We start from the raw sequence: 21,456 nt of genomic DNA, 5'->3' as shown, positions 1-21,456 counted from the left end.
ACCTGCGACCCACCCTGCACCTTGCGCGCCGCCACCAGCACACCGCCGTGTTCGGTATATCGCAGGGCGTTGCCCACCAGATTGAGCATGATGCGGTACACCAGTGTGGCGTCGCTCAACACCCACAAAGGGCTGGGACGAATTCGCAGCGACAGCCCCTTGTCCACCGCAGTTGGCATCAAGTCCTGCGCCAGTTGCTGCAGCAGCGGGGCCAACGCGAAGGGCTGCTTGTTGACCTTTACCGCCTGCGCCTCCAGTCTGGAAATATCCAGCAAGCCGTCCAGCAGGGACTGCATGGCACGCACCGAGGCTTCAAGATTGCCGATCAATTGTCCGGTCTGTCCGTCATGTGGCAATTGCGCCAGCCGGCTGACAAACATGCCCAGGGCATGCAGGGGCTGGCGCAGATCGTGGCTGGCAGCCGCCAGGAACCGTGACTTGGCCTGGGTCGCCTGCTCGGCCTCGTCCTTTTTGCTGCGCAAGGCCTGGGTTGCCAGGGTGATCTGCTGTTCAAGGTCATCCCGCGCACTGGCCAGCCGCTGCGCCATCCGATGCAAATGGTCCTGCAAGTCGCGCAGGGGGTCCCCCGCCTGCACCGCTGGCGGCACGTCGGAGGCAGCAGAAAAGTCGCCATGGCCAATGCGCTCAATCAGTTGCGTGATACGCATGATGGGACGAATCACACCACGGCTCAGCACCACCGCCAACACCATGCCAAACGCCAAGCCCAGAACACCGATACCGCCGCCCAGGCGCAACATCTGCTGCTTTTGCTCATCCACCGATTCACGGGAGAATTCCACCACCACCTGCCCGAGTTGAATGTCCCCGCCACTGTTGTACCTGCCGCTGTCCGTGAACAGGTCTTCGAGTTCGATCCCGCTGGCAAACACCGGCTGGGTCAGCCAGTCCATCCGCCATTTGCGGTCAAAACTCTGCGTCTCCTGGCCACTCATGGCCATCGGGTGGGTTCCCTGGGCATCCCCCGCGCCCACCAGCAGTCGGCCCTGGCTGTCCAGAATCGCCACCCAGCGCACATCCGGTTCACGCAGCGCCCCACGCACCAGGGCGTGCAGCTGGGTCCGATTGGCCGAGAACAAACCGTATTCACTGGCCAGCGCAATCTGTCTGGCCACCGAACGGTTGCGCTGCTGGTAAGACGCCTGCATGTCATCAAAACGCACCATCAGAAACACCACCGCCATCAGCGTGCTCACCAGAATCAGGGGCAGCAGCGCGGCCAGCAACATGCGGCTGCGGATATCGAGCACTTTCATCATGGCAACTGCTCCAGTCGGCGCAAGGCCTGCCGCAAGACCTTGTCATCCAGGCTCAACCCCAGTGCCCTGGCCACATGCGGGTTCACCGTGACCTCAAAATCCTGCGACTTCACTGGCGCTACCGGCAATGGCCGGCCATGCAGGACATCCAGCGCCAAGGCCGCTGCCTGCACCCCGGCCTGTGCCGGCGTCACGTGCAGCGACAGCACGGCCCCCGCGCGGGCATAGGCTGGCGAAAAAGCCACCATCGGAACCCTGGCGCGAAACGCCGACAGCAGGATGTTTTGCAGACTGTTGCTGTTGTAGACCTGCGGATCGGCCACCGCCAGTAACACGTCGCTGTCATCCAGCACCTGTTTGAGTCCGATAAAAATTTCCGCAGGCGAATTCACCGTCGCTTCTTTCACAGCCCAGTGCTCGGCAGCGGCAAGGGCATGCAGGGTCGGCGCCTGGGCCAGCGACTCCGCCCCCCACAACACCCCGAGGCGCCGCGCCTGTGGCCAGACCAGCCGGATCAGAGCCAGTTGCCGGTTCAGTGGCTGATCCAGATACAGGGCCGTCAGCTGGCTGGAAGCCGTGCGCCCGCTGTCACGCAAAATCCGCTCAAAACTGGTGCGGGGAATCAGGGCGCTCAAGACCGGCGCCGACTGCTTGGCCGACGCCAGCACCTGGGTGGCGTCACTGCCCAAGGCCACAAACAGGCTGGGTTGTGGCAATTGCCCCTGCCTGATGCGCCAGGCCATCTCGGCGGCGGTGAGTTGGATGATGCCCTGGCGCGCCACATCGGCGCGAACCAGTCCGTCCACCAGCGCCTGGGCCGCCTCGGCATAGGCCCCCGCTGTACCACTACTGACAATCACCACGCGCTCGTTCCTGCTCACCGGTTCGGCCTGGACGCCCAAGCCCAGCAGGCTCAGCACCCCCAACCACCATAACCAGTGCAGGTAACGCCCCATGGCCAGTGGCTCAGTCTTCCAGCCGCAAGGTCACAAACGCCTGGCGCCGAAACTGGAACAAGGGGCTGAAATCGGCGTAGGACAGCCCCAGATTCTGGATGACCAGCGCCACTTCGCCCCGGCGCGTGCCCCAGCGCATGGCCTTGGCCAGGCGCAGGTCGGTGCGGGTCATGGCCATCCGGTCACCCAGGCCACCACCAGTGAGTGTGGCCGTGCCGTTGTCCTGGTGCATCAGGGTCAGGTCCAGGTCATGCGGCAACTTCTGGAAATAGGCCAGGGTACTGGCCAGCCTGGGCGCAGCATACGCGGTGCCAACGCCATAAACCTTTGAACCAATGTCGGTATACGTCTGATTGAACATCACCTGCCCTCCCTGCCATGGCCGCCATTTCAGCTGGTATTCCAGCCCCTGAATGGCAAAATTTTCGTCATTGATGTAATCCTTGGGCGACACATTATTCTGCTGACGAATAAAGCCATTGATCTGTTCATGGAAAAGCCGCATGTCCACCGACAGCCCCACGCCGGGAAACTCTCCCAGATACCCCAGCTCCTTGGACTGGACCGTTTCGGCTTGAACCTGACCACTGGCCAAGGTGTTGATACCAAACAGATGACCGTTCCAGACATAACGCAAATTGCCAAATTTCTCAAAAGTGCTTGGTGGCCGGAAGGCATTCGAAACCCCCAGCCGCAAAGTCTGCCCGGGCGCCACCTGCCAGTTGGCCATCAGCCGCGGCGACACGGTATCACCGGTCACGCTGCTGTGCTCAGCCATCGCACCAGCATTGAGCTGCCAGTTGGCGGCGATACGCCATTCCAGATTGCCGAACAGCCGGGTGAAGTCAGTGACCCAGGGGCTATCGGTGTTGTAGAGCGCACTCGACTGGATGCGTTCGCTGCGGAATTCACCGCCCCACACCAGACGTGTGCTGTCGCTGTGGCGCAGGGTGTGCTGCAGGGTCAGCACATCGCTGCTGGCCTGGCCCGTGCCACGGACCATGTACACGTCGTTGAACTTGAATCTCTGCAATGAATAGGGGAATTCGTCGGTGTACGACTCCTGGCTGTGCGACAGCCGAAACGCCACGTCCTCGTCAGCACTGAGGCTGCGCCGATAGTCAATCTGGGCATAAGCCGAATCAAAAACCGACGGACGTGGCGGATTGTCCACCAGCCCGGCAAAGCCCTTGCCAGCGTCGATCGACAAGACCCCCAGGCGCACTTGCAGTTCATCACCTGGCGCCGGGGTGATATCCTCACGCAGGTTCACGCGCCGCACCTGGTTGGCACCGTTGGCCCCGTCCAGCCCGTCGTCGGCACGACGGCTGGCCGTCAGACGGAAGGTGCCGCCAGTATCACCCCAGCCGATGCGCGCCTGCACATCACGCACCCCGTTTTCGCCCACCACCAGCGTGCCCTGCCCCCCCAGGGTATCGGCGGTGTGGCGGGTCACGATGTTGATCACCCCCAGAATGGCGCGGGCACCGTAGGCTGCCGAATTGGAGCCACGCAACACCTCGATACGCTCAATGTCCTCCAGCGCCACCGTCTGCAGCCCCGGCCCGATGCTGCCAATGAAATACGGCGAATAGGCCGAGCGCCCGTCGATCAGCAGTTCCAGCCGGTTGGAATAACTGTCAAACGCCCCGTGGTAACTCACCAGTGGCGCCACACTTTCAAAAGCATTGCTGACCTGGAAACCCGGCACCAGCCGCAGCAGATCAGCCACATCACGCGCGCCGGAGCGCCGGATCAACTCGCGATCAATCAGGGTGACGGCGCCCGGGGTTTCGTCCAGCCGCTGCGACAGGCGCGACACACTGAGCACCATCGGCATCTCGGCCAGGAAATCCTTTTCTGATACCGGGTCACTGGCCTGCGCGCAGACCACACGACTGGCCAGCAGCACGCCCAGGGTCAAAGCAGAAACACGGCCACAAGCTTTACAACGATCATTTTTGGAGGAGTTCATGAGGCGCCATTCAATTTGTCACAGGAAGCTGAATTTTGCCCCCTGTCAGTTTGTGCTGGACTGACAGGCCTCATGCGCCGGCGTGGGTGCCGCGTGGCAAACCCAATTGCTATGTAAAAAGTAGCTAATCAGGGTTGTTTTATGCGGGCTAGAGGCAAAAAATGCCTCTAAATTTTGGTGAAATGCTCACCCGTGCTGCGCCGCGGGAGATCCCCCATCCCCGCGCGGCGGCAACGCTGAAAAATTCAAGCCTTGAACTTGGCTGTCACGGCAGCCACGCGCTGGCCGAACTGACGCGCCGTTTCCAGATCACCCGGCAACATCTCAGCCGGCGATGCATCAGAGGGCGACTGGGCCATGGCGCCGCTGAACGAGCCGACAAAATTGAGGTCATTGCGCTGGGCAGCCTTGCTGTTGCTGGGCATCATGCCGGTGCCCACCCAGATGCCGCCTTGCTGCATGGCCAGCGTGAACAGATAGTGCAAGGTGGAGAGTTTGTCGCCGTTCATGGTGGCGCTGTTGGTGAAGCCGGCGAACACCTTGTCCTTCCAGGCCTGGCTGAACCAGGGTTTGCTGGTGGCATCGGCAAATTTCTTGAACTGCCAGCTCACCGAACCCATGTAGGTGGGGCTGCCCATGATGATGGCATCGGCGTCGTTGAGCGTGGCCCAGCCCTCTTCCGACACATTGCCTTCGGCGTCAATCGCCACCAGCTCGGCCCCGGCGCCCTCGGCCACCGCTTGCGCCATGCGCAAGGTATGGCCATAACCGGAATGAAAAACAACTGCAATATTTGCCATGATGAAACTCCTTGAGTGGTTGAGGAAAAAGAGAGAAAAAGAATCAGTCGGACAGATCAAACACCAGCACCTCGGCGTCCACACCGTCAAACAGCGTAACCGATGCTTCATCGGCCAGCAAGGCGGCGTCTCCGGTCTTCAGGGTCACCCCGTTGACCAGCAACTGGCCGCGCACCAGATGCACATAGACCTTGCGCCCGACATCCACCAGCAGACTGGCAGTTTGCGGGCCATCGAATAACCCGGCATAAACACGGGCATCGGCGTGGATCCGGACCGAACCCTGCACCCCGTCCGGTGACGCCACCAGCCGCAAACGCCCCTGCTTGTCCACGTCGCTGAAGGTTTTCTGCTCGTAGCCGGGGGTGATCCCCGACACGTCGGGCTCAATCCAGATCTGCAGGAAATGGGTGTCAGCGCTGGCAGAAGGGTTGAACTCGCTGTGCTGCACGCCCGTGCCCGCACTCATGCGCTGTACCTCACCGGGGGTGATCGTCTTGACGTTGCCCAGGCTGTCCTTGTGCGCCAGCGTCCCCGAGAGCACATAACTGATGATTTCCATGTCGCGGTGGCCATGGGTGCCAAACCCCCGGCCCGGCGCCACCCGGTCTTCATTGATCACGCGCAGGTTGCCCCAGCCCATGTGCGCCGGATCGTGGTAGCCGGCAAATGAAAAGCTGTGAAAAGACTTGAGCCAGCCGTGGTCGGCATAACCGCGTTGGGTTGAAGGTCTCAGAGTGATCATGGTCGGTCATTTCAGCAACATCAAAACAGGGTTGAACTGTAGCCCGCCAGGCCCGCTTCCAGTCTCTGCCAATTTGATGGCATCATTCAAATATTTCGAACTATCTGTGAACAACCATGCAAACTGCTCGCAATGTCCTGACGCCCGATGCCCTCGCCATGTTGCAGACCATCGCCACCAGCGGCAGCCTGGCCGCCGCCGCGCGGGTCCTGGGCATGGTGCCCAGCGCCCTCACCTACCGGGTGCGCCAGATTGAGGATGCCCTGGACGTGCTACTGTTTGACCGCAGTTCACGCCAGGCCAAGCTGACCGAGGCCGGACGGGAACTGTTGCATGAGGGCGCGCGCCTGCTCGAAGACATTGACGCCGTGGCCAACCGGGTCAAACGTGTGGCCACCGGCTGGGAGCCGCAATTCACCATCGCGGTGGACAGCATCATCGCCAAGGCCACGGTGATGGAACTGTGTGACCGTTTCTTTTCGCAGAATCCACCCACCCGCATCCGCCTGCGCGACGAGACCCTCTCGGGCACGCTCGAAGCCCTGACCAGCGGCCAGGCCGACCTGGCACTGGGCGGCGTGGACCTGGGGCAGAACCCCAACATCCGCACCCAGCCGCTGGGCAAGGTGCGTTTTGTCTACGCCGTGGCGCCGCATCACCCGCTGGCCAACGCCCCGGAACCGCTGACCGACGAGATGACGCGGGTACACCGTGCCGTGGCCGTGGCCGACACCATCAGCCGCGGGCGTGGCGTGACCTTTGGCCTGCTGGGCGGACAGGACGTGTTCACCGTGGCCACCATGCAGGACAAACTGGATGCCCACCTGCGGGGCCTGGGCTGCGGCTCGCTGCCCGAATCCATGGCGCGTGACTACATCGACGCGGGCCGGCTGGTGGTCAAGACCACAGTCCGGCCAAACCGTGCGGTCAACGTCATCTACGCCTGGCGCACCAACCAGACCAGCCAGGGCCGTGCCCTGCACTGGTGGCTCAACACGCTGGAAAGCCCGGCCACCCGCGCCGCTTTGCTGGAGCGCCACCGGGGCGTGTAAAGTCGGTGCCATACACACAACGGAGAAACCCAGATGAGCACAGCCCCCCGCGCTTCCAAACACTTCGCCATCATTGGCGCTGGCATGGCCGGTATCACCTGTGCACGGACCCTGCTGCAGGCCGGTCACCGCGTCTCCCTCTTTGAAACAGGCCGCAGCCTGGGCGGCCGCATGGCCACCCGCGACAGCGCTTTTGGCTCGTTTGACCACGGCACCCAGTATTTCACCGTGCGTGACCCGCGCTTTCAGCTGGCGCTGGAGACCACGCCCAAACTCTGCAAACGCTGGAGCGCCAATTCAGTGCAGATGCTCGACGAGTTGGGCCACATCACCGGTAGCGGCCTGAGCGCCCGTGAAGCCCACTGGGTGGGGGTGCCGGGCATGCAGTCCCTGGTGGCTGGCTGGGCCGAGCCGCTGACACGTGCAGGGCAGATCGAATTGCAGACCCGTGTCACCCGCATCGAGCGCGACGCGCTGCAGCCGACGCAATGGCAACTGCGCACCGAAACACTGGACGGCGCCCTGCACGTTTACTCCGGTTTTGATGGCGTGCTGCTGGCCACCCCCGCGGCCCAGGCCCAGGGTTTGCTGCAGGACTCCAAACAGTCCGGCCCCTGGGTGAAGCAACTGGACGCGGTCCAGGTCGCGCCCTGCTGGACCCTGATGCTGGCGTTTCCGCAAGCCATGCAGCCCGGCCTGTGGACACTGGGCCCGCAGTGGAATGCCGCCCGCAGCACCCACCACCGCATCGCCTGGCTGGCGCGTGAATCGAGCAAACCGGGCCGCAGCGCCGTGGAACGCTGGACCGTGCAGGCCAGCGCTGCCTGGTCACAGGAGCACCTGCAGGACGACCCGGCCCGTGCCGAGGCCAAGCTGATCAAGGCCTTCACCGAAGTCACCGGCATTCGCGCCGAACCGGCCCATGTGGACAGCCAGCGCTGGCTCTACGCCAAAACCCTCAAGCCGCTGGGCAAAAGCCATTTGTGGGACGCCAAAAAAGGCCTGGGCCTGTGTGGCGACTGGTGCCTGGGCCACCGGGTGGAAGATGCATTTGTGTCAGGACTGGAGCTGGCACTGGCCGTGGTTTGAGCCCCGGCGGTGGAGGCCTCACGCTACATCGGTCGTTTTGCGCCCTCACCGACCGGACCGCTGCATGCGGGCTCGCTGGTGGCGGCACTGGCCAGCTGGCTTGATGCCCGCGCCCATGGCGGCTTGTGGCTGGTGCGCATCGAAGACGTGGACAGCACCCGCTGCCTGCCGGGGCTGGACCAGATCATCCTGCAGCAGCTCGCCAGCTGTGGGCTGCACAGCGACCGGCCGCCGCTGTACCAGTCGGCCCGCCATGCCAGCTACCAGCAGGCGCTGGACCAGCTGGTGGCAGGTGGTCTGGCCTACCCCTGTGCCTGTACCCGCAAGGACATCGCCGCCGCACTGGCACAAAGCGGCCAGGCCAAGCCGCGCCATGGCGAGCTGGTTTACCCCGGCACCTGCCGCGCTGGCCTGCACGGCAAGACTCCCCGGGCGTGGCGGTTCCAGACCCGGTTTGATCAAGAAAACAGGCCTCTAGCCCGTATAAACAAAGCGCTATTAGCTATAACTTTAATAGCAAACATCAACCCCACAGGCACCCAAGCGCCGCCGCCCGGCGGTGTGGTGCGCTGGTGTGACCGCCGTCTGGGGCCACAACAGCAGGACGTGGCAAGCGAGGTCGGCGACTTTGTCCTGCTGCGCGCTGACGGTTGTTTTGCCTACCAGCTGGCGGTGGTGGTGGACGATGGCGCCCAGGGCATCACCGACATCGTGCGGGGTGAAGACCTGGCTGATAACACGGCGCGGCAGATCCTGCTGCAACAGGCCCTGGGCTTGCCGACACCGCGTTACCTGCACACACCCCTGGTGCGTGATGCCCGGGGTGAAAAACTTTCCAAACAAAGCGGGGCACAGGCCCTGGACACCCGCGACCCGCTGACCGCCCTCAACCAGGCCGCCGCCGTGCTGGGCCTGCCCGCCGCCACCGGCACACCGGCAGACGCCTTGCTGGCCTGGGTAGCGTCATGGCGCGCGCGCTGGGCGACTCAGCCAAACGCGGGCGGCTGACGCACAAAAGCCGCCAATTGGTCGGCTGGCAAGGGTTTGCTGAAGTAATAACCCTGGACTTCATCACAGCCCTGCAGGCGCAGGAACGCCAGCTGCTCTGCCGTTTCCACCCCTTCGGCAATGGTCTTGAGCCCCAGGCTGCTGGCCAGGTTGATGATGGCGGTCACGATCGCCTTGTCATCGGGGTCGTTTCCGATGTCGCGGACAAAGGACTGGTCGATCTTGAGTTTGTAGACGCTGAATTTTTTCAGGTGACTCAGGCTCGAATACCCAGTGCCAAAGTCATCCATGGCCATGAGCACGCCACGTTCATGCAACTGGTTCATCAGCGTCACCGCGGCTACCGGGTCATCCATGGTGCTGGCCTCGGTCAGCTCCAGCTCCAGGCAATGCGGTGCCAGGCCGACTTCCTGCAAGATACGGGTCACCAGATCCGGCAAATGGGGATCACGAAACTGCACCGCCGACAGGTTCACCGCCACCACCATCGGGCGCATGCCTGCATCCAGCCAGCACTTGAGCTGGGTGACGGCGGTGCGCAGCACCCATTCGCCGATGGCCAGGATTTGCCCGCTGCTCTCGGCAATCGGGATGAATTCAGCCGGTGACATCATGCCGAACTCGGGGTGTTGCCAGCGCAGCAGCGCCTCGACGCCAACCACACGGCCGTCCTGCAGCGACAGCTGTGGCTGGTAATGCAGCAGGAATTCACCACGCGCCAGCGCGTGGTGCATGGCGTTGACCAGTTGCAGCGAGCGCGCCGAATGGGCCTGCATCTCGCGGGTGAAGAAGCAGTAATTGTTGCGGCTGGCGTTTTTGACCCGGTACATGGCGGCATCGGCATTTTTGGACAGGGTCTCGAAGTCCTCGCCATCCTGCGGGTACAGCGCAATGCCGATCGAGCAGGTGCTGATCAGCTCATGGTGTTCAATCTGGCACGGCCTGGCCAGCGCATCGATCAGCTTGAGTGCGACCTGGCTGGCGCCCTCTTCATCAATGGCGGGCAGCAGCAGGATGAACTCGTCGCCCCCCATGCGCGACAGGGTGTCCCCGACCCGCAGCACCGAGGTCAGCCGGCGCGACACCTCCACCAGCAGCTGGTCACCGACACTGTGGCCCAGTGTGTCGTTGACGTTCTTGAAATGGTCCAGGTCCAGGAACATCAGCGCCATGCCCTCGCCACTGCGTTGCGCCAGACTGAGGGCAAACTGGAAACGCTCCTGCAGCTGCGCCCGGTTGGGCAGGCCGGTGAGCTGGTCAAAATGCGCCAGCCGCTCGATCTGGGCATCCGAGCGCTTTTTCTCGGTGATGTCGCGCGTGATGGTCAGGACACAGTCCACCTCGTTAAAACGCACCCGCTCCGCCGAAATCAGCCCGTGCAGCAGGCTGCCGTCCTTCTTGACGAAATCCGCCTCCATGTTGCTGCAGCGACCCTCGCGCTGCAAAGCGTCCCGCATGCGCTGTTGCTCGACCGGAGCATGCCAGACCCCGATTTGCGCCGCTGTCCGGCCCACCACCTCGTCGTGCCGCCAACCGGTCAGGCGTTCAAACCCGAGATTCACGTCCAGGCAGACACTGTCGGCCATGCGCGAGATGGTGACCGCATCCGGACTGGTCTGGAAGGCCTTGCGGTAACGCTCCTCGCTGTCACGCAATTGGTCCTGCACCTGTTTGCGCTCGACTTCATCGGCAAAGCGATCCAGCGCGTAGTCGATGTCCATCACCATTTCCAGCAACAGCGCGCGCGCATCGTCGTCAAAGGCATCCACCTCGGCGGCATACACCATGAAGACCCCGACCACCTGGCCACGCAGATGCAGCGGCAAACCTGCGGCAGCGCCCCAACCATACTGCCTGGCCTGCGCATGCCAGGGCACCGTCGCCGGGTTGTTCTGGAAATCCTGGCACCAGACTGGCCGGTTTTCACGCATGGCGGTGCCCGCTGGCCCCCGGCCGCTGGGGTCGCCGGGGTCCAGCGTGATCTGGATACCGTCCAGGTAATGTGTGCCCTCGCCATACCAGGCCACCGGCACCACGCGCTGGGCAGGCACATCGAACTTGCCAAACCACGCCATCTTCATGCCACCAAAGTTCACCGCGTTGCGGCACAGGATGGCGAACAACTCGACTTCACCCTGACAGCGCACAATGGCCTGATTGCACTGGCTCAGGGCCGCGTACAGGCGGGTCAGCCGCTCCACTTTCAGTTCGGCCGTCTTGCGGTGGGTGATGTCGCGCGACAACATGATGAAGGTCACCGGCTGGTCGGGGCCGTTGATCTTGCGCGATACCGAAAACTCGAACCACCGGGGGCCGTCGGCCAGCTTCAACTCGACCTGATGCCCATGCGAATAACCATGCAGGGCGGCCTCGTGCAGCGTGGTCATGCCGATGTCGGCCGCCGCCTTGGGCAGCACTTCACGGAAAGTCTTGCCCAAAAAATGCTCAGCGGGCGCTGCCAGCAGGTCCGAACGCGGCGAGTGGTAGTCCAGGTAACGCCCGTCAGCATCGAGCTCAAACAGCAAATCCGGCAACGCGTCGAGCACGGCCAGCCAGCGGTTCTCCTGTACCTGATTCTGGCTTGCAGCCATGTTTTGATCCCTGGACAAAGCGTTCTCCTGACAGCTGGTTGACGCATGTTCGATGGCACGCATTCTCTACCGATTTTTGTCCGGCGGGAACCGGCTGGCCCAGGAAACCTGGGTGCCTGCCTACAATGGCGGCCAGATTTTCCTCACGCCACCATGAACGACGAAGCCACCGCCATTTCCACGCCCGCGCCCCCCCGGCGCGCCATCCGCAGCTTTGTCAAACGCACCGGCCGCACCACCAGCGGCCAAACCAAGGCGCTGGAAGAACTCGGACCCAGATTCTTGCTGCCCTACCAGGAAAGTGCTCTTGATGTTGTAGCTGCTTTCGCAGATTCCACGCGGTCTGAGGGCCAAAAAGACCTGAAAAAACCGCTGATCCTGGAAATCGGCTTTGGCATGGGTGAGGCCACCGCCCATATTGCCGCGCTGTTGCCCGAGACCCACTTCCTGTGCTGCGAGGTGCACGACCCCGGCGTTGGCGCGCTGCTCAAACGCATTGGTGAGCAGGGACTCACCAACATCCGCATCTGCGCCCATGACGCGGTGGAAGTCATTGACCACATGCTGCCGCTGCAAAGCCTGGACGGCGTGCACATCTTCTTTCCCGACCCCTGGCACAAGGCCCGGCACAACAAACGCCGGCTGATCCAGGGCCCGCTGGTGGCCAAGCTGGCCGAGCGCCTCAAAGTGGGAGGCTACATCCACTGCGCCACTGACTGGCAAGCCTACGCCGAGCAGATACTGGAGGTGCTGAGCGCCGAACCTCTGCTGAAAAACACCGCCAGCCAGAGCCACCCGGAGCTGCTGGGTTACGCCCCCAAGCCACACTACCGGCCGCTGACCAAGTTTGAAAACCGCGGCCTCAAGCTTGGCCACGGCGTCTGGGACCTGGTGTTTGAGCGGATTTAGGCCGCCCACACGCCACGGTGTTGGCCCCAGCTGCGTTGGCCTGCCAGCCGGGCCGTGGCCAACGCTGCTGGACTTCCTGGCCGAACGGTTTCCCGGCGTTGCGTGGCAGACCTGGCAACAGCGGCTGACCCGCGGCGATGTGCTGGACGCCTGTGGTCAGCCGATCAGCCTGGCAGCCGCCAGCCAGCCGCCCTGCCCAACCCACACCCGCCTGTATTACTACCGCGAGGTGCCCAACGAGGCGCCGATCCCGTTTGAGGAAGTGGTGCTGCACCGGGATGAACACCTGCTGGTGGTGGACAAGCCGCATTTTTTGCCGGTGGTGCCCTCAGGCGGCTACCTGGCGGAAACCGTGCTGGTGCGGCTCAAACGCAAGCTCGGCCTGGACGATCTGGCGCCGATTCACCGCATTGACCGCGACACCGCCGGGCTGGTGCTGTTTGCCACCCAGAGCGCCAGCCGTGCGGCCTACAGCGCCTTGTTCCGCCAGCACCAGGTGCACAAGATCTACCATGCCATCGCGCCCTGGCGGGCTGACCTGCCGATGCCGCAGCTGCGCCAGAGCCGCATCCAGCCAGCCGGGCATTTCATGCTGCAGCAGGAGGTGCCGGGAGAGCCCAACGCCATCACCCACATCCGGGTGCTGCAGGTGCGCGGCGCGCTGGCGCGTTACGAGCTGCGGCCCGTGACCGGCCAGCGCCATCAGCTGCGGGTGCACATGCTGGCCCTGGGCCTGCCCTTGCTCAACGACGGCCTGTACCCGACGCTGACGCCCGAAGGCCAGGTCGACCACGCCCACCCCTTGCAGCTGCTGGCGCGCGAACTGGCCTTCACCGATCCGGTGACCGGCCAGGCGCGGCATTTTGTCAGCCAGCGCCAGCTGATGTTCTGACCCCCGATGCCGGGGCGCCAAGGCCTCAGGTGCCGGTAGAAATCTTGATCGCCGGGAACTTGCTGGAAAAGTCCTTGTTCTTGGCCGCGATCGCCAGCGCCACCTTGCGCGCCACCGCCTTGTACAGGCCGGCGACCTCGCTGTCCGGGTCGGACACCACGGTGGGTTTGCCGCTGTCGGCCTGCAGGCGGATCTGCATGGCCAGCGGCAAGGCGCCGAGGTAGTCCATGTGGTACTCCGCCGCCATCTTCTTGCCGCCATCGGCACCAAAAATATGTTCCACGTGGCCGCAGTGGCTGCACACGTGCACCGCCATGTTTTCCACAATGCCCAGAATCGGCACGCCCACCTTCTCAAACATCTTGATGCCTTTTTTGGCGTCCAGCAAGGCAATGTCCTGCGGCGTGGTCACCACCACGGCACCGGTCATCGGCACACGCTGGCTCAGCGTCAACTGGATGTCACCGGTACCGGGCGGCATGTCCACCACCAGGTAGTCCAGGTCGTTCCAGTTGGTCTGGCGCAGCAGCTGCTCCAGCGCCTGGGTGGCCATCGGGCCACGCCAGATCATGGCTTCATCCTGCGCCACCAGGAAACCAATGGACATCACCTGCACGCCGTAGTTTTCCAGCGGTTCCATGGTCTGGCCGTCGTTGCTCTCGGGGCGGCCTTCGATGCCCATCATCATCGGGATGCTGGGGCCGTAGATGTCGGCGTCCAGCAGGCCCACCTTCGCACCCTCGGCAGCCAGCGCCAGCGCCAGATTGACCGCCGTGGTGCTCTTGCCCACGCCGCCTTTGCCCGACGCCACAGCCACGATGTTTTTCACGCCAGGCAGCAGCTGCACACCCCGCTGCACGGCATGCGCGGTGATCTTGGTCGTCACGTTGACGGACACATTGGCCACCCCGGCCACACGCTTGGCCGCAGCAATCAGGTCCTTGCGAAAACCGGGGATCTGGCTTTGGGCCGGGTAACCCAGCTCCACATCAAACGCCACGTCACCCTCGGTGATATTAAGGTTCTTGATGGCTTTGGCCGACACAAAATCACGCCCGGTATTCGGGTCGATCACACTTTTAAGGGCATCCAGCACGGCTTGTTCTGTCACGGTCATAGGGTTCTCCGAAAACAGCGAGTCTAGCCAAGACCCAATAGACCTTGGCCAGCCCGGCAAATCGGGGTTTACCCGCAAGTTGACCGGCGGCCAACGGTGGTGGGCCTGGCGTGGCCGGCAGCTGAGCATAATGGCCGCATGGCTCATGACCCTTTTGCTCCTTCCGAATGGCCAGCGGCCAACGCCTCTGACACGGCCCTGATGCTCAGCGGCGGCGGTGCCCGCGCCGCCTACCAGGTCGGGGTGCTTGAAGCCATTGCCGACCTGCGGCGGCGCTGTGGCGCGCAGGATCAGCCCAACCCGTTCCCCATCATTGCCGGCACTTCCGCCGGGGCGCTCAACGCCGCCGCGCTGGCCTGTGGCTGCGACCAGTTTGACAACACCGTGCGCATGATGGCCGATTTGTGGCGCAACTTTCACGCCGATCAGGTCTACCGCGCCGACTCGGTCAGCATGCTGCGCACCGGCGCGCGCTGGACCACCCTGCTGTCGCTGGGCTGGCTGGTAGCCAAATGGCGGCGCCTCAAGCCCAGGTCTTTGCTGGACAACAGCCCGCTGGCTGAACTGCTGACCCGCACCGTGCCACTGGAGCGCCTGCCCTGGCTGATCCGCAAAGGCCATCTGCAGGCGCTGGCCGTCACGGCGTCCAGTTACAGCTCGGGCGAACACCTCACTTTTTTTCAGGGCGACAAACGCCTGCAGCCCTGGGTACGCTCCCATCGCCGGGGCTTGCGTGACCGCATCACCCACGCCCACTTGCTCGCTTCCAGCGCGATTCCGTTCGTGTTCCCAGCCATGCCGCTGCAGATTGAAGGGCAGACCGCCTACTTCGGCGACGGCTCCATGCGCCAGTCGGCGCCAGTGGCGCCACCCATTCATCTGGGCGCGCAACGCATCTGCGTGATTGGCGCCGGGCGCATGCATGAACCCGCCTCCCAGGGGGCGCTGCCCAGCACTGGCAGCTACCCGACGGTGGCGCAAATTGCCGGCCACGCCCTGTCCAACATCTTTCTGGACGCCCTCGCGGTGGATGTCGAGCGCATTCGCCGTATCAACCAGACCCTGAGCCTGGTGCCCGCCGAACTGCGCGGCGCCAGCCAACTGCGGCCGATTGAATTGCTGCTGATTTCCCCCTCGCAGCGGCTGGACGACATTGCCGCCCGGCATGTGCACGAATTGCCGGCAGCGGTGCGCACCCTGCTCGGCGGCGTGGGCGTATCGTCCGCGGCGGCAGACGTCAAGGGCGCAGCGCTGGCCAGTTATTTACTGTTTGAACAGGGTTACACCCGTGAACTGATGGCGCTGGGCCGGGCCGATGCCCTGCGCCAGTGCCACGAAATCTGCCGCTTTTTTGGCTGGACCGACCCCAACCCGCCCCCCGCCGATGCGGTACACGGGTGCTTGCCGGTGCCGGATCGGCGGCGCGACCCGCTGCGCCTGCGCTGAAGTCGGCAGCGCCGGTAAAATTGCCGGCTGTCTTTGAAAGTCCACGCCCCATGTCACGCCAACTCTTCGTCACCACCGCCCTGCCCTACGCCAACGGCAACTTCCACATTGGCCACATCATGGAATACATCCAGGCCGACATCTGGGTGCGCTTTCAACGCATGATGGGCAACACGGTGGACTTTTGCGGGGCCGACGACACCCACGGCGCGCCGATCATGATTGCGGCTGAAAAAGCCGGCATCACGCCGCAGCAGTTCGTGGCCAACATCGCCGCTGGGCGCAAGCAGTACCTGGACGGTTTTCACATCAGCTTTGACAACTGGCACAGCACCGACGCACCCGAAAACCACGAACTGGCCCAAGCCATCTACCGTGGCCTGCGCGACAACAAGGACGGTTCGCTGATCGAGTCCCGCACCATCGAGCAGTTTTTCGACCCCGAGAAAGCCATGTTCCTGCCGGACCGCTACATCAAAGGCGAATGCCCCAAGTGCCATGCCCAGGACCAGTACGGCGACAACTGCGAAGTCTGCGGCGCGGTCTACGCGCCCACCGACCTGATCAAGCCCTTCTCGGCCCTGTCGGGTGCCACGCCGGTGCTCAAGAACTCCGAACACTTCTTCTTCAAGCTGTCAGACCCGCGCTGCGTGGCCTTTCTGGAGCACTGGACACAAGACGGCAAGCTGCAGCCCGAAGTGGCCAACAAGATCAAAGAGTGGTTCACCATCCGCACCAACCCGGACGGCAGCACCAGCGAAGGCCTGGGCGACTGGGACATCAGCCGTGATGCACCCTACTTCGGCATTGAAATCCCCGACGCACCGGGCAAATACTTTTACGTCTGGCTGGACGCGCCGATTGGCTACCTGGCCTCGCTGAAAAACCTGTGCAGCCAGCGTGGTGTCGACTACGAGGCCTACATGGCCAACCCGGCGCTGGAGCAGTACCACTTCATCGGCAAAGACATCGTCACCTTCCACACCCTGTTCTGGCCCGCCACGCTGCACTTCAGCGGTCGCAAAACGCCTGACAACGTGTTTGTACACGGCTTCCTGACCGTGAACAACGGCGAGAAGATGAGCAAGAGCCGTGGCACCGGCCTGGACCCGCTCAAATACCTCAAGCTGGGCATGAACCCCGAGTGGCTGCGCTACTACCTGGCCGCCAAGCTCAGCGCCCGCAACGAAGACATCGACTTCAACGCCGACGACTTCATGGCCCGCGTCAACAGCGATTTGATTGGCAAGTTTGTCAACATCGCGTCACGCGCCGCCGGCTTTTTGACCAAGCGTTTTGACGGCAAGCTGGGCGAAGTATCGGAAGACGGTGCCGCCCTGCTGCACCAGTTGCGCATTGAGCACACGCCCATCGAGCAGTTGTACGAGGCCCGCGAATACGCCAAAGCCCTGAAGGAAACCATGCTGCTGGCCGACCGCGTGAACGCCTACGTGGATGCCAACAAACCCTGGGACCTGGCCAAAAAACCCCACCAGGAGGCACGCCTGCAAGACGTGTGCACGGTGTGCATCAAAGCCTTCCGCATCCTCACCTGCTACCTGAAACCGGTGCTGCCCGCGCTGGCCGCCGAGGTGGAAAAATTCCTCCGCATCGAGCCACTGAGTTTCACCAACATCGCCGAACCACTGCCTACCGGCCACGTCATTGGCAACTACCAGCATTTGATGCAACGCGTGGACGTGAAGCAACTTGATGCATTGTTTGAGCCTCCAGCCCAGACAGAATCTGGGCAAGTAGCTACAGAAAAAGTAGCGCCCAAAAAAACCGCCGCCCCGGCAAGCCCCATCGACCCGACGGCCCCTGGCGGCGAGGCGATTGCGCCCACCATCACCATTGACGACTTTGCCAAGATCGACCTGCGCATCGCCAAAATCCTCAACTGCACGGCAGTGGCTGGCTCCACCAAACTGCTGCAGCTGACGCTGGACGTGGGTGAACTCGACGATGCCGGCCAGCCCAAAACCCGCAATGTGTTCAGCGGCATTGCCAGCATGTACCAGCCCGAGCAACTGGTGGGCAAACTCACCGTGCTGGTGGCCAACCTGGCCCCGCGCAAGATGAAGTTTGGCCTGTCTGAAGGCATGGTCCTGGCTGCCAGCCACGCCGACGAAAAAGCGGAACCCGGCATCTACGTGCTGGAGCCGTTTGCTGGTGCCAAGCCGGGCATGCGGATTCACTGAGCTGAATCACCCCAGGGTTCACCCACTTGCGCGTGTGAGTGATGACCATGGCGTCGCGCAAACTGCCAAACCCGCACGGCCGGCATCAAGCTGCGGCCAGCTGAGCAACCATGACGCTTGATATCAATACCCTGCTGGTGGTCACGGTGGCCAACATGGTTGTGCTGGCGCTGATTTCACCCGCCGTGATGGGCAGCCGGCTTGAAGCGGCGGCCAATGCAGCCCGCTGGAGCCTGGTCGTCCACGCAGCGGCCTGGGTGTGCATGATCCTCGCCAACCTCTGGCCCGAGACCTGGCGTGACCGCGCGCTCTCCACGTTGTCGCTGGTCGGCTTTTGCGGCACGCACTGGCTGATGTTGCAGGCGCTCCAGGGCTGGCTTGGCCCACGCCGTGGGGTCCGCACCGTCACGGCCCTGACCTGGTTGACCCCGCTGGGCTACTTTTTCCTGTTTGACAGTTACCCATGGCGGGTGGGCTGGGCCAACATTTTGCTGGCCGTCCAGCTGCTGCTGTTGACTGCCGCCTGTTTTGCGCCCGCCACGTCTCTGCGTGGCCGCTGGCGCTGGGTGGTGGCAACCGGTCTGTTCAGCATGGCCGTCCTGACCTTTGGCCGGGGCTATCTGGGCGCGTTCACAGATCTGTACCCGAGCTTTCTGACCCCGCACCCCTGGAACGTGGCCGCCATGCTGATGACCAATCTGGCACCGTTGATGATCAATTTTGCGATTCTGGGCGGCTGGCATGAAGAGGCCGAAACCGCCCTGTACCGCCAGGCGGTGACCGATGCGCTGACCGGGCTGCTCAACCGGCGCGGCTGGCAGGAGGTGGCCAATCCGATGATTGCCCACGCCAGCCGCCATGACTTGCCGATGGCCTTGCTGATGATCGACATTGATCTTTTCAAGGGCATCAATGACCGGTTTGGCCACGATGCCGGTGACCGGGCCTTGCAGGCCTTGAGCCAGCTGCTCGGCAACGCCATCCGTTCCAGCGATGTACTGGCGCGTGTCGGCGGCGAAGAATTTTGCCTGCTGCTGTCGGGTAACGACGCACCCGCCGCACAACATCTTGACCAGCGGCTGCGCCAGCAGCTGCCCACCCTGGCCCAAACTCTGGGGCATCCGCTGAACTTCAGCGCCGGGCTGGCGCTTCACCAGCCCGGTGAAACCCTGGATCGCCTGATGATCCGTGCGGACAAAGCACTGTACGCAGCCAAACATGCCGGGCGCGGACAGCTGTACATCGCCAGCACTGACAACGCAGACGAACGGCCATGACAGCCTGACCGCTGGTGCCTTTTGCCAGGGTCAAGCCAGACACGATGGAGGTTTGACAAAAATGCCCCTCGTCAATGGACTTGGCCCACTCGATAACTGGCACGAAGACCTGTCATAACCTGGCAGTGCAGCACTCACTTTCATGGACTCCGGTCACCCTCGGATACCCGCCATTTATGCCAGTTTGCTGCGAAGATTTGTCAGACGGTACCGTCCTTGTTTTACTTTCACACTACACCCACAATTTATCATCTTAAAGCAATTTCTTGACATTATCACTTTTGAGCAATATGCTGACAATATTATTTCAAGATGATTTTTTGCCATGGACTATCTGATCGCCATTTCAGACCAGCTCGCGCCCCAACTACGCTCCCTGCGCAACGTGCGCGGGCTCAACCAGGCTGATCTGGCCCTCAAACTGGGGGTGACCCAGTCCCGCATCGCGGCGATTGAGCGCAACCCTGCGGCGGTCAGCGCCGGGCAACTTCTGGAGCTGCTGAAGGTTTTGGGTGTTGACCTGGTCTTGCGCGATACGCAGGCCCCGGCTGCCGACACCTCACCGCAACCCAGCATTCCCAACACCCCCAACACCGGCCCACAAGGAGCGTGGTAGTGGCCGCGCTTGCCATCTGGATGAACGGCGAACTGGTGGGCACCTGGAGTGTGGGGCGCACCGGCTACCACCGCTTGGACTATGCGCCGTCGTGGCGGGCCTCTGCGCGCAGCCGTCCGCTGTCCCTGTCGCTGCCCTTTACGGCAGACAACCGGCTGGAAGGCGACGTGGTTCGCAACTACTTTGACAACCTGCTGCCTGACAGCGATGGCATTCGCAAGCGCATCAGTGCGCGCTTCCGCACCAAAGGCACGGACGTGTTCACGTTGCTGCAAGCGGTGGGTCGGGACTGCGTGGGTGCGGTGCAACTGCTGCCACCTGGTGTGACCCCGGAGGGCTTTGACCAACTCAAGTATGAGGCGCTCACATCCGAACAAGTTGAAAAGCATTTGAGCGCCTTGGGCTCCCAGGTTGGCGTCGGGGCGCAGGACGATGATGAAGACTTCCGCCTGTCCATTGCCGGTGCGCAGGAAAAAACGGCACTGCTCCAAGTGAACGGTCAATGGTGTCGGCCCCTGGGTGCCACGCCCACCACCCACATCCTCAAACCCCCCATCGGGGTAACCCCGGGCCCAAACCTGGACCTGCGGCTATCCGTCGAAAACGAATGGCTTTGCAACCAAATTGTGCGAGAGCTGGGTTTGCCTGCGGCTGAATGCCAGATGCAGGACTTTGGCGTACGGCGGGCGCTGGTTGTCAAGCGCTTTGACCGAAGCTGGCACCCAGAGGGCTGGATTGCCCGCTTGCCCCAGGAAGACTTTTGCCAGGCCAAAGGCGTTGCCAGCGACCAGAAGTACGAGCAAAAAGGCGGCCCCAGTATCGAGGCCTGCTTGGAGGTGCTCAAAGGCGGCGAGGCTTTCCACGAAGACGGGCGCAACTTCTTGTGCGCCCAACTGCTGTTCTGGTTTCTGGCGGCCATCGACGGCCATGCCAAGAACTTTTCATTGTTTGTGCTGCCCGGTGGCCGCTACCGGATGACACCCTTGTACGACGTACTCTCCGCATGGCCACTGATCGGCACCGGCCCACACGCCCTGCCGTACAAAAAAACCAAGTTGGCCATGGCTGTGCGTGGCAAGTCGGCTCACTACAAGTTGTCAGAAATCCAGCACCGCCATTGGGAAGCACTGGCCAAGCGCAGCGGCGTAGACAGTGGCTGGGATGCCATGCTGGACATGACGCAGCGCCTGGACGCGGCGCTGACCGCCGTTGAGCAACGCTTGCCAGCCGACTTTCCCATGGAAATGGCGCGCACTGTGTTTCAGGGTGTGCGTCAGCACTTGGAGCAGTTCAAGCGAGGGGGCTTGGCGACGGACGAGGCGGATCAGGCGGGATAGGCTGGTTGTAGATTGCCAGGTAGGCCAGCAGTTGGCAGGTGGTAACTTGATGGAGATATGGCCTGATGGGAAATTGCAAAAAGTATACTTGTCAATATACTTGGCTTATTCAACGAAAGGGGTCTTTGCCATGTCACAAATCACGCTGTATCTGGACGATGCCAC

At 62.8% G+C, this 21,456-nt stretch carries 17 protein-coding genes; 10 read left to right on the top strand and 7 right to left on the bottom strand.

Annotated elements, in window-relative coordinates:
- From PHW99_RS13410 to PHW99_RS13390, 5 genes are all read right to left on the bottom strand, one after another.
- Nucleotides 1-1,280 (bottom strand): histidine kinase dimerization/phospho-acceptor domain-containing protein (locus tag PHW99_RS13410; protein WP_300178390.1); only part of this gene is annotated, 1,280 nt, incomplete at its 3' end.
- A complete protein-coding gene (locus PHW99_RS13405; protein ID WP_300178389.1) occupies nucleotides 1,277-2,236 on the bottom strand; it encodes an ABC transporter substrate binding protein in 960 nt (319 codons plus the stop codon). The genes PHW99_RS13405 and PHW99_RS13410, both read right to left, overlap by 4 nt.
- Before the next feature lie 10 nt (nucleotides 2,237-2,246).
- Entirely contained in the window at nucleotides 2,247-4,211 is a 1,965-nt protein-coding gene (locus tag PHW99_RS13400) for a TonB-dependent receptor (protein WP_300178388.1), read from the bottom strand.
- Between the two features lie 245 nt (nucleotides 4,212-4,456).
- A complete protein-coding gene (locus tag PHW99_RS13395) occupies nucleotides 4,457-5,011 on the bottom strand; it encodes a flavodoxin family protein (protein ID WP_300178386.1) in 555 nt (184 codons plus the stop codon).
- A 43-nt stretch (nucleotides 5,012-5,054) separates the two neighbouring features.
- A complete protein-coding gene (locus PHW99_RS13390; RefSeq protein ID WP_300178384.1) occupies nucleotides 5,055-5,756 on the bottom strand; it encodes a pirin family protein in 702 nt (233 codons plus the stop codon).
- Between the two features lie 116 nt (nucleotides 5,757-5,872).
- On the opposite strand from PHW99_RS13390, the gene PHW99_RS13385 reads away from it, so the two are divergent.
- From PHW99_RS13385 to gluQRS, 3 genes are read left to right on the top strand one after another with little or no spacing between them, the layout of a single operon-like run.
- A complete protein-coding gene (locus PHW99_RS13385; protein ID WP_300178382.1) occupies nucleotides 5,873-6,808 on the top strand; it encodes a LysR family transcriptional regulator in 936 nt (311 codons plus the stop codon).
- Between the two features lie 33 nt (nucleotides 6,809-6,841).
- The gene (locus PHW99_RS13380) at nucleotides 6,842-7,897 is read left to right on the top strand and encodes an FAD-dependent oxidoreductase (RefSeq protein WP_300178380.1); all 1,056 of its coding nucleotides are present in this window, start codon (nucleotides 6,842-6,844) and stop codon (nucleotides 7,895-7,897) included.
- Between the two features lie 9 nt (nucleotides 7,898-7,906).
- The gene (gene gluQRS / locus PHW99_RS13375; RefSeq protein WP_300178372.1) at nucleotides 7,907-8,905 is read left to right on the top strand and encodes a tRNA glutamyl-Q(34) synthetase GluQRS; all 999 of its coding nucleotides are present in this window, start codon (nucleotides 7,907-7,909) and stop codon (nucleotides 8,903-8,905) included.
- On the opposite strand, the gene PHW99_RS13370 is transcribed toward gluQRS, so the two are convergent.
- Nucleotides 8,884-11,496, bottom strand: coding sequence for an EAL domain-containing protein (locus tag PHW99_RS13370; protein ID WP_300178370.1), 2,613 nt, complete (start codon nucleotides 11,494-11,496; stop codon nucleotides 8,884-8,886). The genes gluQRS and PHW99_RS13370 overlap by 22 nt on opposite strands.
- Before the next feature lie 153 nt (nucleotides 11,497-11,649).
- On the opposite strand from PHW99_RS13370, the gene trmB reads away from it, so the two are divergent.
- The gene (gene trmB, locus PHW99_RS13365) at nucleotides 11,650-12,405 is read left to right on the top strand and encodes a tRNA (guanosine(46)-N7)-methyltransferase TrmB (protein ID WP_300178367.1); all 756 of its coding nucleotides are present in this window, start codon (nucleotides 11,650-11,652) and stop codon (nucleotides 12,403-12,405) included.
- Nucleotides 12,392-13,297 (top strand): pseudouridine synthase, encoded by a 906-nt coding sequence (locus PHW99_RS13360; RefSeq protein WP_300178364.1) that lies wholly within the window; start codon nucleotides 12,392-12,394, stop codon nucleotides 13,295-13,297. The genes trmB and PHW99_RS13360 overlap by 14 nt, the downstream gene beginning before the upstream one ends.
- Nucleotides 13,298-13,322: 25 nt before the next feature.
- Here the strand turns inward: PHW99_RS13360 and apbC are convergent, their stop codons facing one another.
- Complete coding sequence (gene apbC / locus PHW99_RS13355) at nucleotides 13,323-14,414, bottom strand: iron-sulfur cluster carrier protein ApbC (protein ID WP_300178361.1); 1,092 nt, start codon at nucleotides 14,412-14,414, stop codon at nucleotides 13,323-13,325.
- 138 nt (nucleotides 14,415-14,552) lie between these two features.
- Here apbC and PHW99_RS13350 point away from each other — a divergent pair, with 138 nt between their 5' ends.
- From PHW99_RS13350 to PHW99_RS13330, 5 genes are all read left to right on the top strand, one after another.
- The gene (locus PHW99_RS13350; RefSeq protein ID WP_300178358.1) at nucleotides 14,553-15,860 is read left to right on the top strand and encodes a patatin-like phospholipase family protein; all 1,308 of its coding nucleotides are present in this window, start codon (nucleotides 14,553-14,555) and stop codon (nucleotides 15,858-15,860) included.
- Between the two features lie 50 nt (nucleotides 15,861-15,910).
- Complete coding sequence (gene metG / locus PHW99_RS13345; protein ID WP_300178355.1) at nucleotides 15,911-18,061, top strand: methionine--tRNA ligase; 2,151 nt, start codon at nucleotides 15,911-15,913, stop codon at nucleotides 18,059-18,061.
- Between the two features lie 110 nt (nucleotides 18,062-18,171).
- The gene (locus PHW99_RS13340) at nucleotides 18,172-19,338 is read left to right on the top strand and encodes a GGDEF domain-containing protein (protein WP_300178352.1); all 1,167 of its coding nucleotides are present in this window, start codon (nucleotides 18,172-18,174) and stop codon (nucleotides 19,336-19,338) included.
- A gap of 325 nt (nucleotides 19,339-19,663) precedes the next feature.
- On the top strand, nucleotides 19,664-19,954 hold the full coding sequence (locus PHW99_RS13335) for a helix-turn-helix transcriptional regulator (RefSeq protein WP_300178349.1): 291 nt from the start codon (nucleotides 19,664-19,666) through the stop codon (nucleotides 19,952-19,954).
- The gene (locus PHW99_RS13330) at nucleotides 19,954-21,291 is read left to right on the top strand and encodes a type II toxin-antitoxin system HipA family toxin (protein WP_300178346.1); all 1,338 of its coding nucleotides are present in this window, start codon (nucleotides 19,954-19,956) and stop codon (nucleotides 21,289-21,291) included. Before PHW99_RS13335 ends, PHW99_RS13330 begins: the two co-directional genes overlap by 1 nt.
- Nucleotides 21,292-21,456: the final 165 nt, after the last annotated feature.

It is taken from the genome of Rhodoferax sp. (assembly GCF_028689305.1).
GTDB lineage: Bacteria > Pseudomonadota > Gammaproteobacteria > Burkholderiales > Burkholderiaceae_C > Rhodoferax.
This window is presented reverse-complemented; position numbering and strand designations above follow the sequence as displayed.

What these genes read in the sequence shown, in the direction of transcription:
- trmB (WP_300178367.1), top strand. Translation starts at nt 11,650, where the DNA reads ATGAACGACGAAGCCACCGCCATTTCCACGCCCGCGCCCCCCCGGCGC.
- metG (WP_300178355.1), top strand. Translation starts at nt 15,911, where the DNA reads ATGTCACGCCAACTCTTCGTCACCACCGCCCTGCCCTACGCCAACGGC.
- PHW99_RS13335 (WP_300178349.1), top strand. Translation starts at nt 19,664, where the DNA reads ATGGACTATCTGATCGCCATTTCAGACCAGCTCGCGCCCCAACTACGC.
- apbC (WP_300178361.1), bottom strand. Translation starts at nt 14,414, where the DNA reads ATGACCGTGACAGAACAAGCCGTGCTGGATGCCCTTAAAAGTGTGATC.
- PHW99_RS13370 (WP_300178370.1), bottom strand. Translation starts at nt 11,496, where the DNA reads ATGGCTGCAAGCCAGAATCAGGTACAGGAGAACCGCTGGCTGGCCGTG.
- PHW99_RS13380 (WP_300178380.1), top strand. Translation starts at nt 6,842, where the DNA reads ATGAGCACAGCCCCCCGCGCTTCCAAACACTTCGCCATCATTGGCGCT.
- PHW99_RS13385 (WP_300178382.1), top strand. Translation starts at nt 5,873, where the DNA reads ATGCAAACTGCTCGCAATGTCCTGACGCCCGATGCCCTCGCCATGTTG.
- PHW99_RS13395 (WP_300178386.1), bottom strand. Translation starts at nt 5,011, where the DNA reads ATGGCAAATATTGCAGTTGTTTTTCATTCCGGTTATGGCCATACCTTG.
- PHW99_RS13350 (WP_300178358.1), top strand. Translation starts at nt 14,553, where the DNA reads ATGGCTCATGACCCTTTTGCTCCTTCCGAATGGCCAGCGGCCAACGCC.
- PHW99_RS13390 (WP_300178384.1), bottom strand. Translation starts at nt 5,756, where the DNA reads ATGATCACTCTGAGACCTTCAACCCAACGCGGTTATGCCGACCACGGC.
- PHW99_RS13400 (WP_300178388.1), bottom strand. Translation starts at nt 4,211, where the DNA reads ATGAACTCCTCCAAAAATGATCGTTGTAAAGCTTGTGGCCGTGTTTCT.
- PHW99_RS13340 (WP_300178352.1), top strand. Translation starts at nt 18,172, where the DNA reads ATGACGCTTGATATCAATACCCTGCTGGTGGTCACGGTGGCCAACATG.
- PHW99_RS13405 (WP_300178389.1), bottom strand. Translation starts at nt 2,236, where the DNA reads ATGGGGCGTTACCTGCACTGGTTATGGTGGTTGGGGGTGCTGAGCCTG.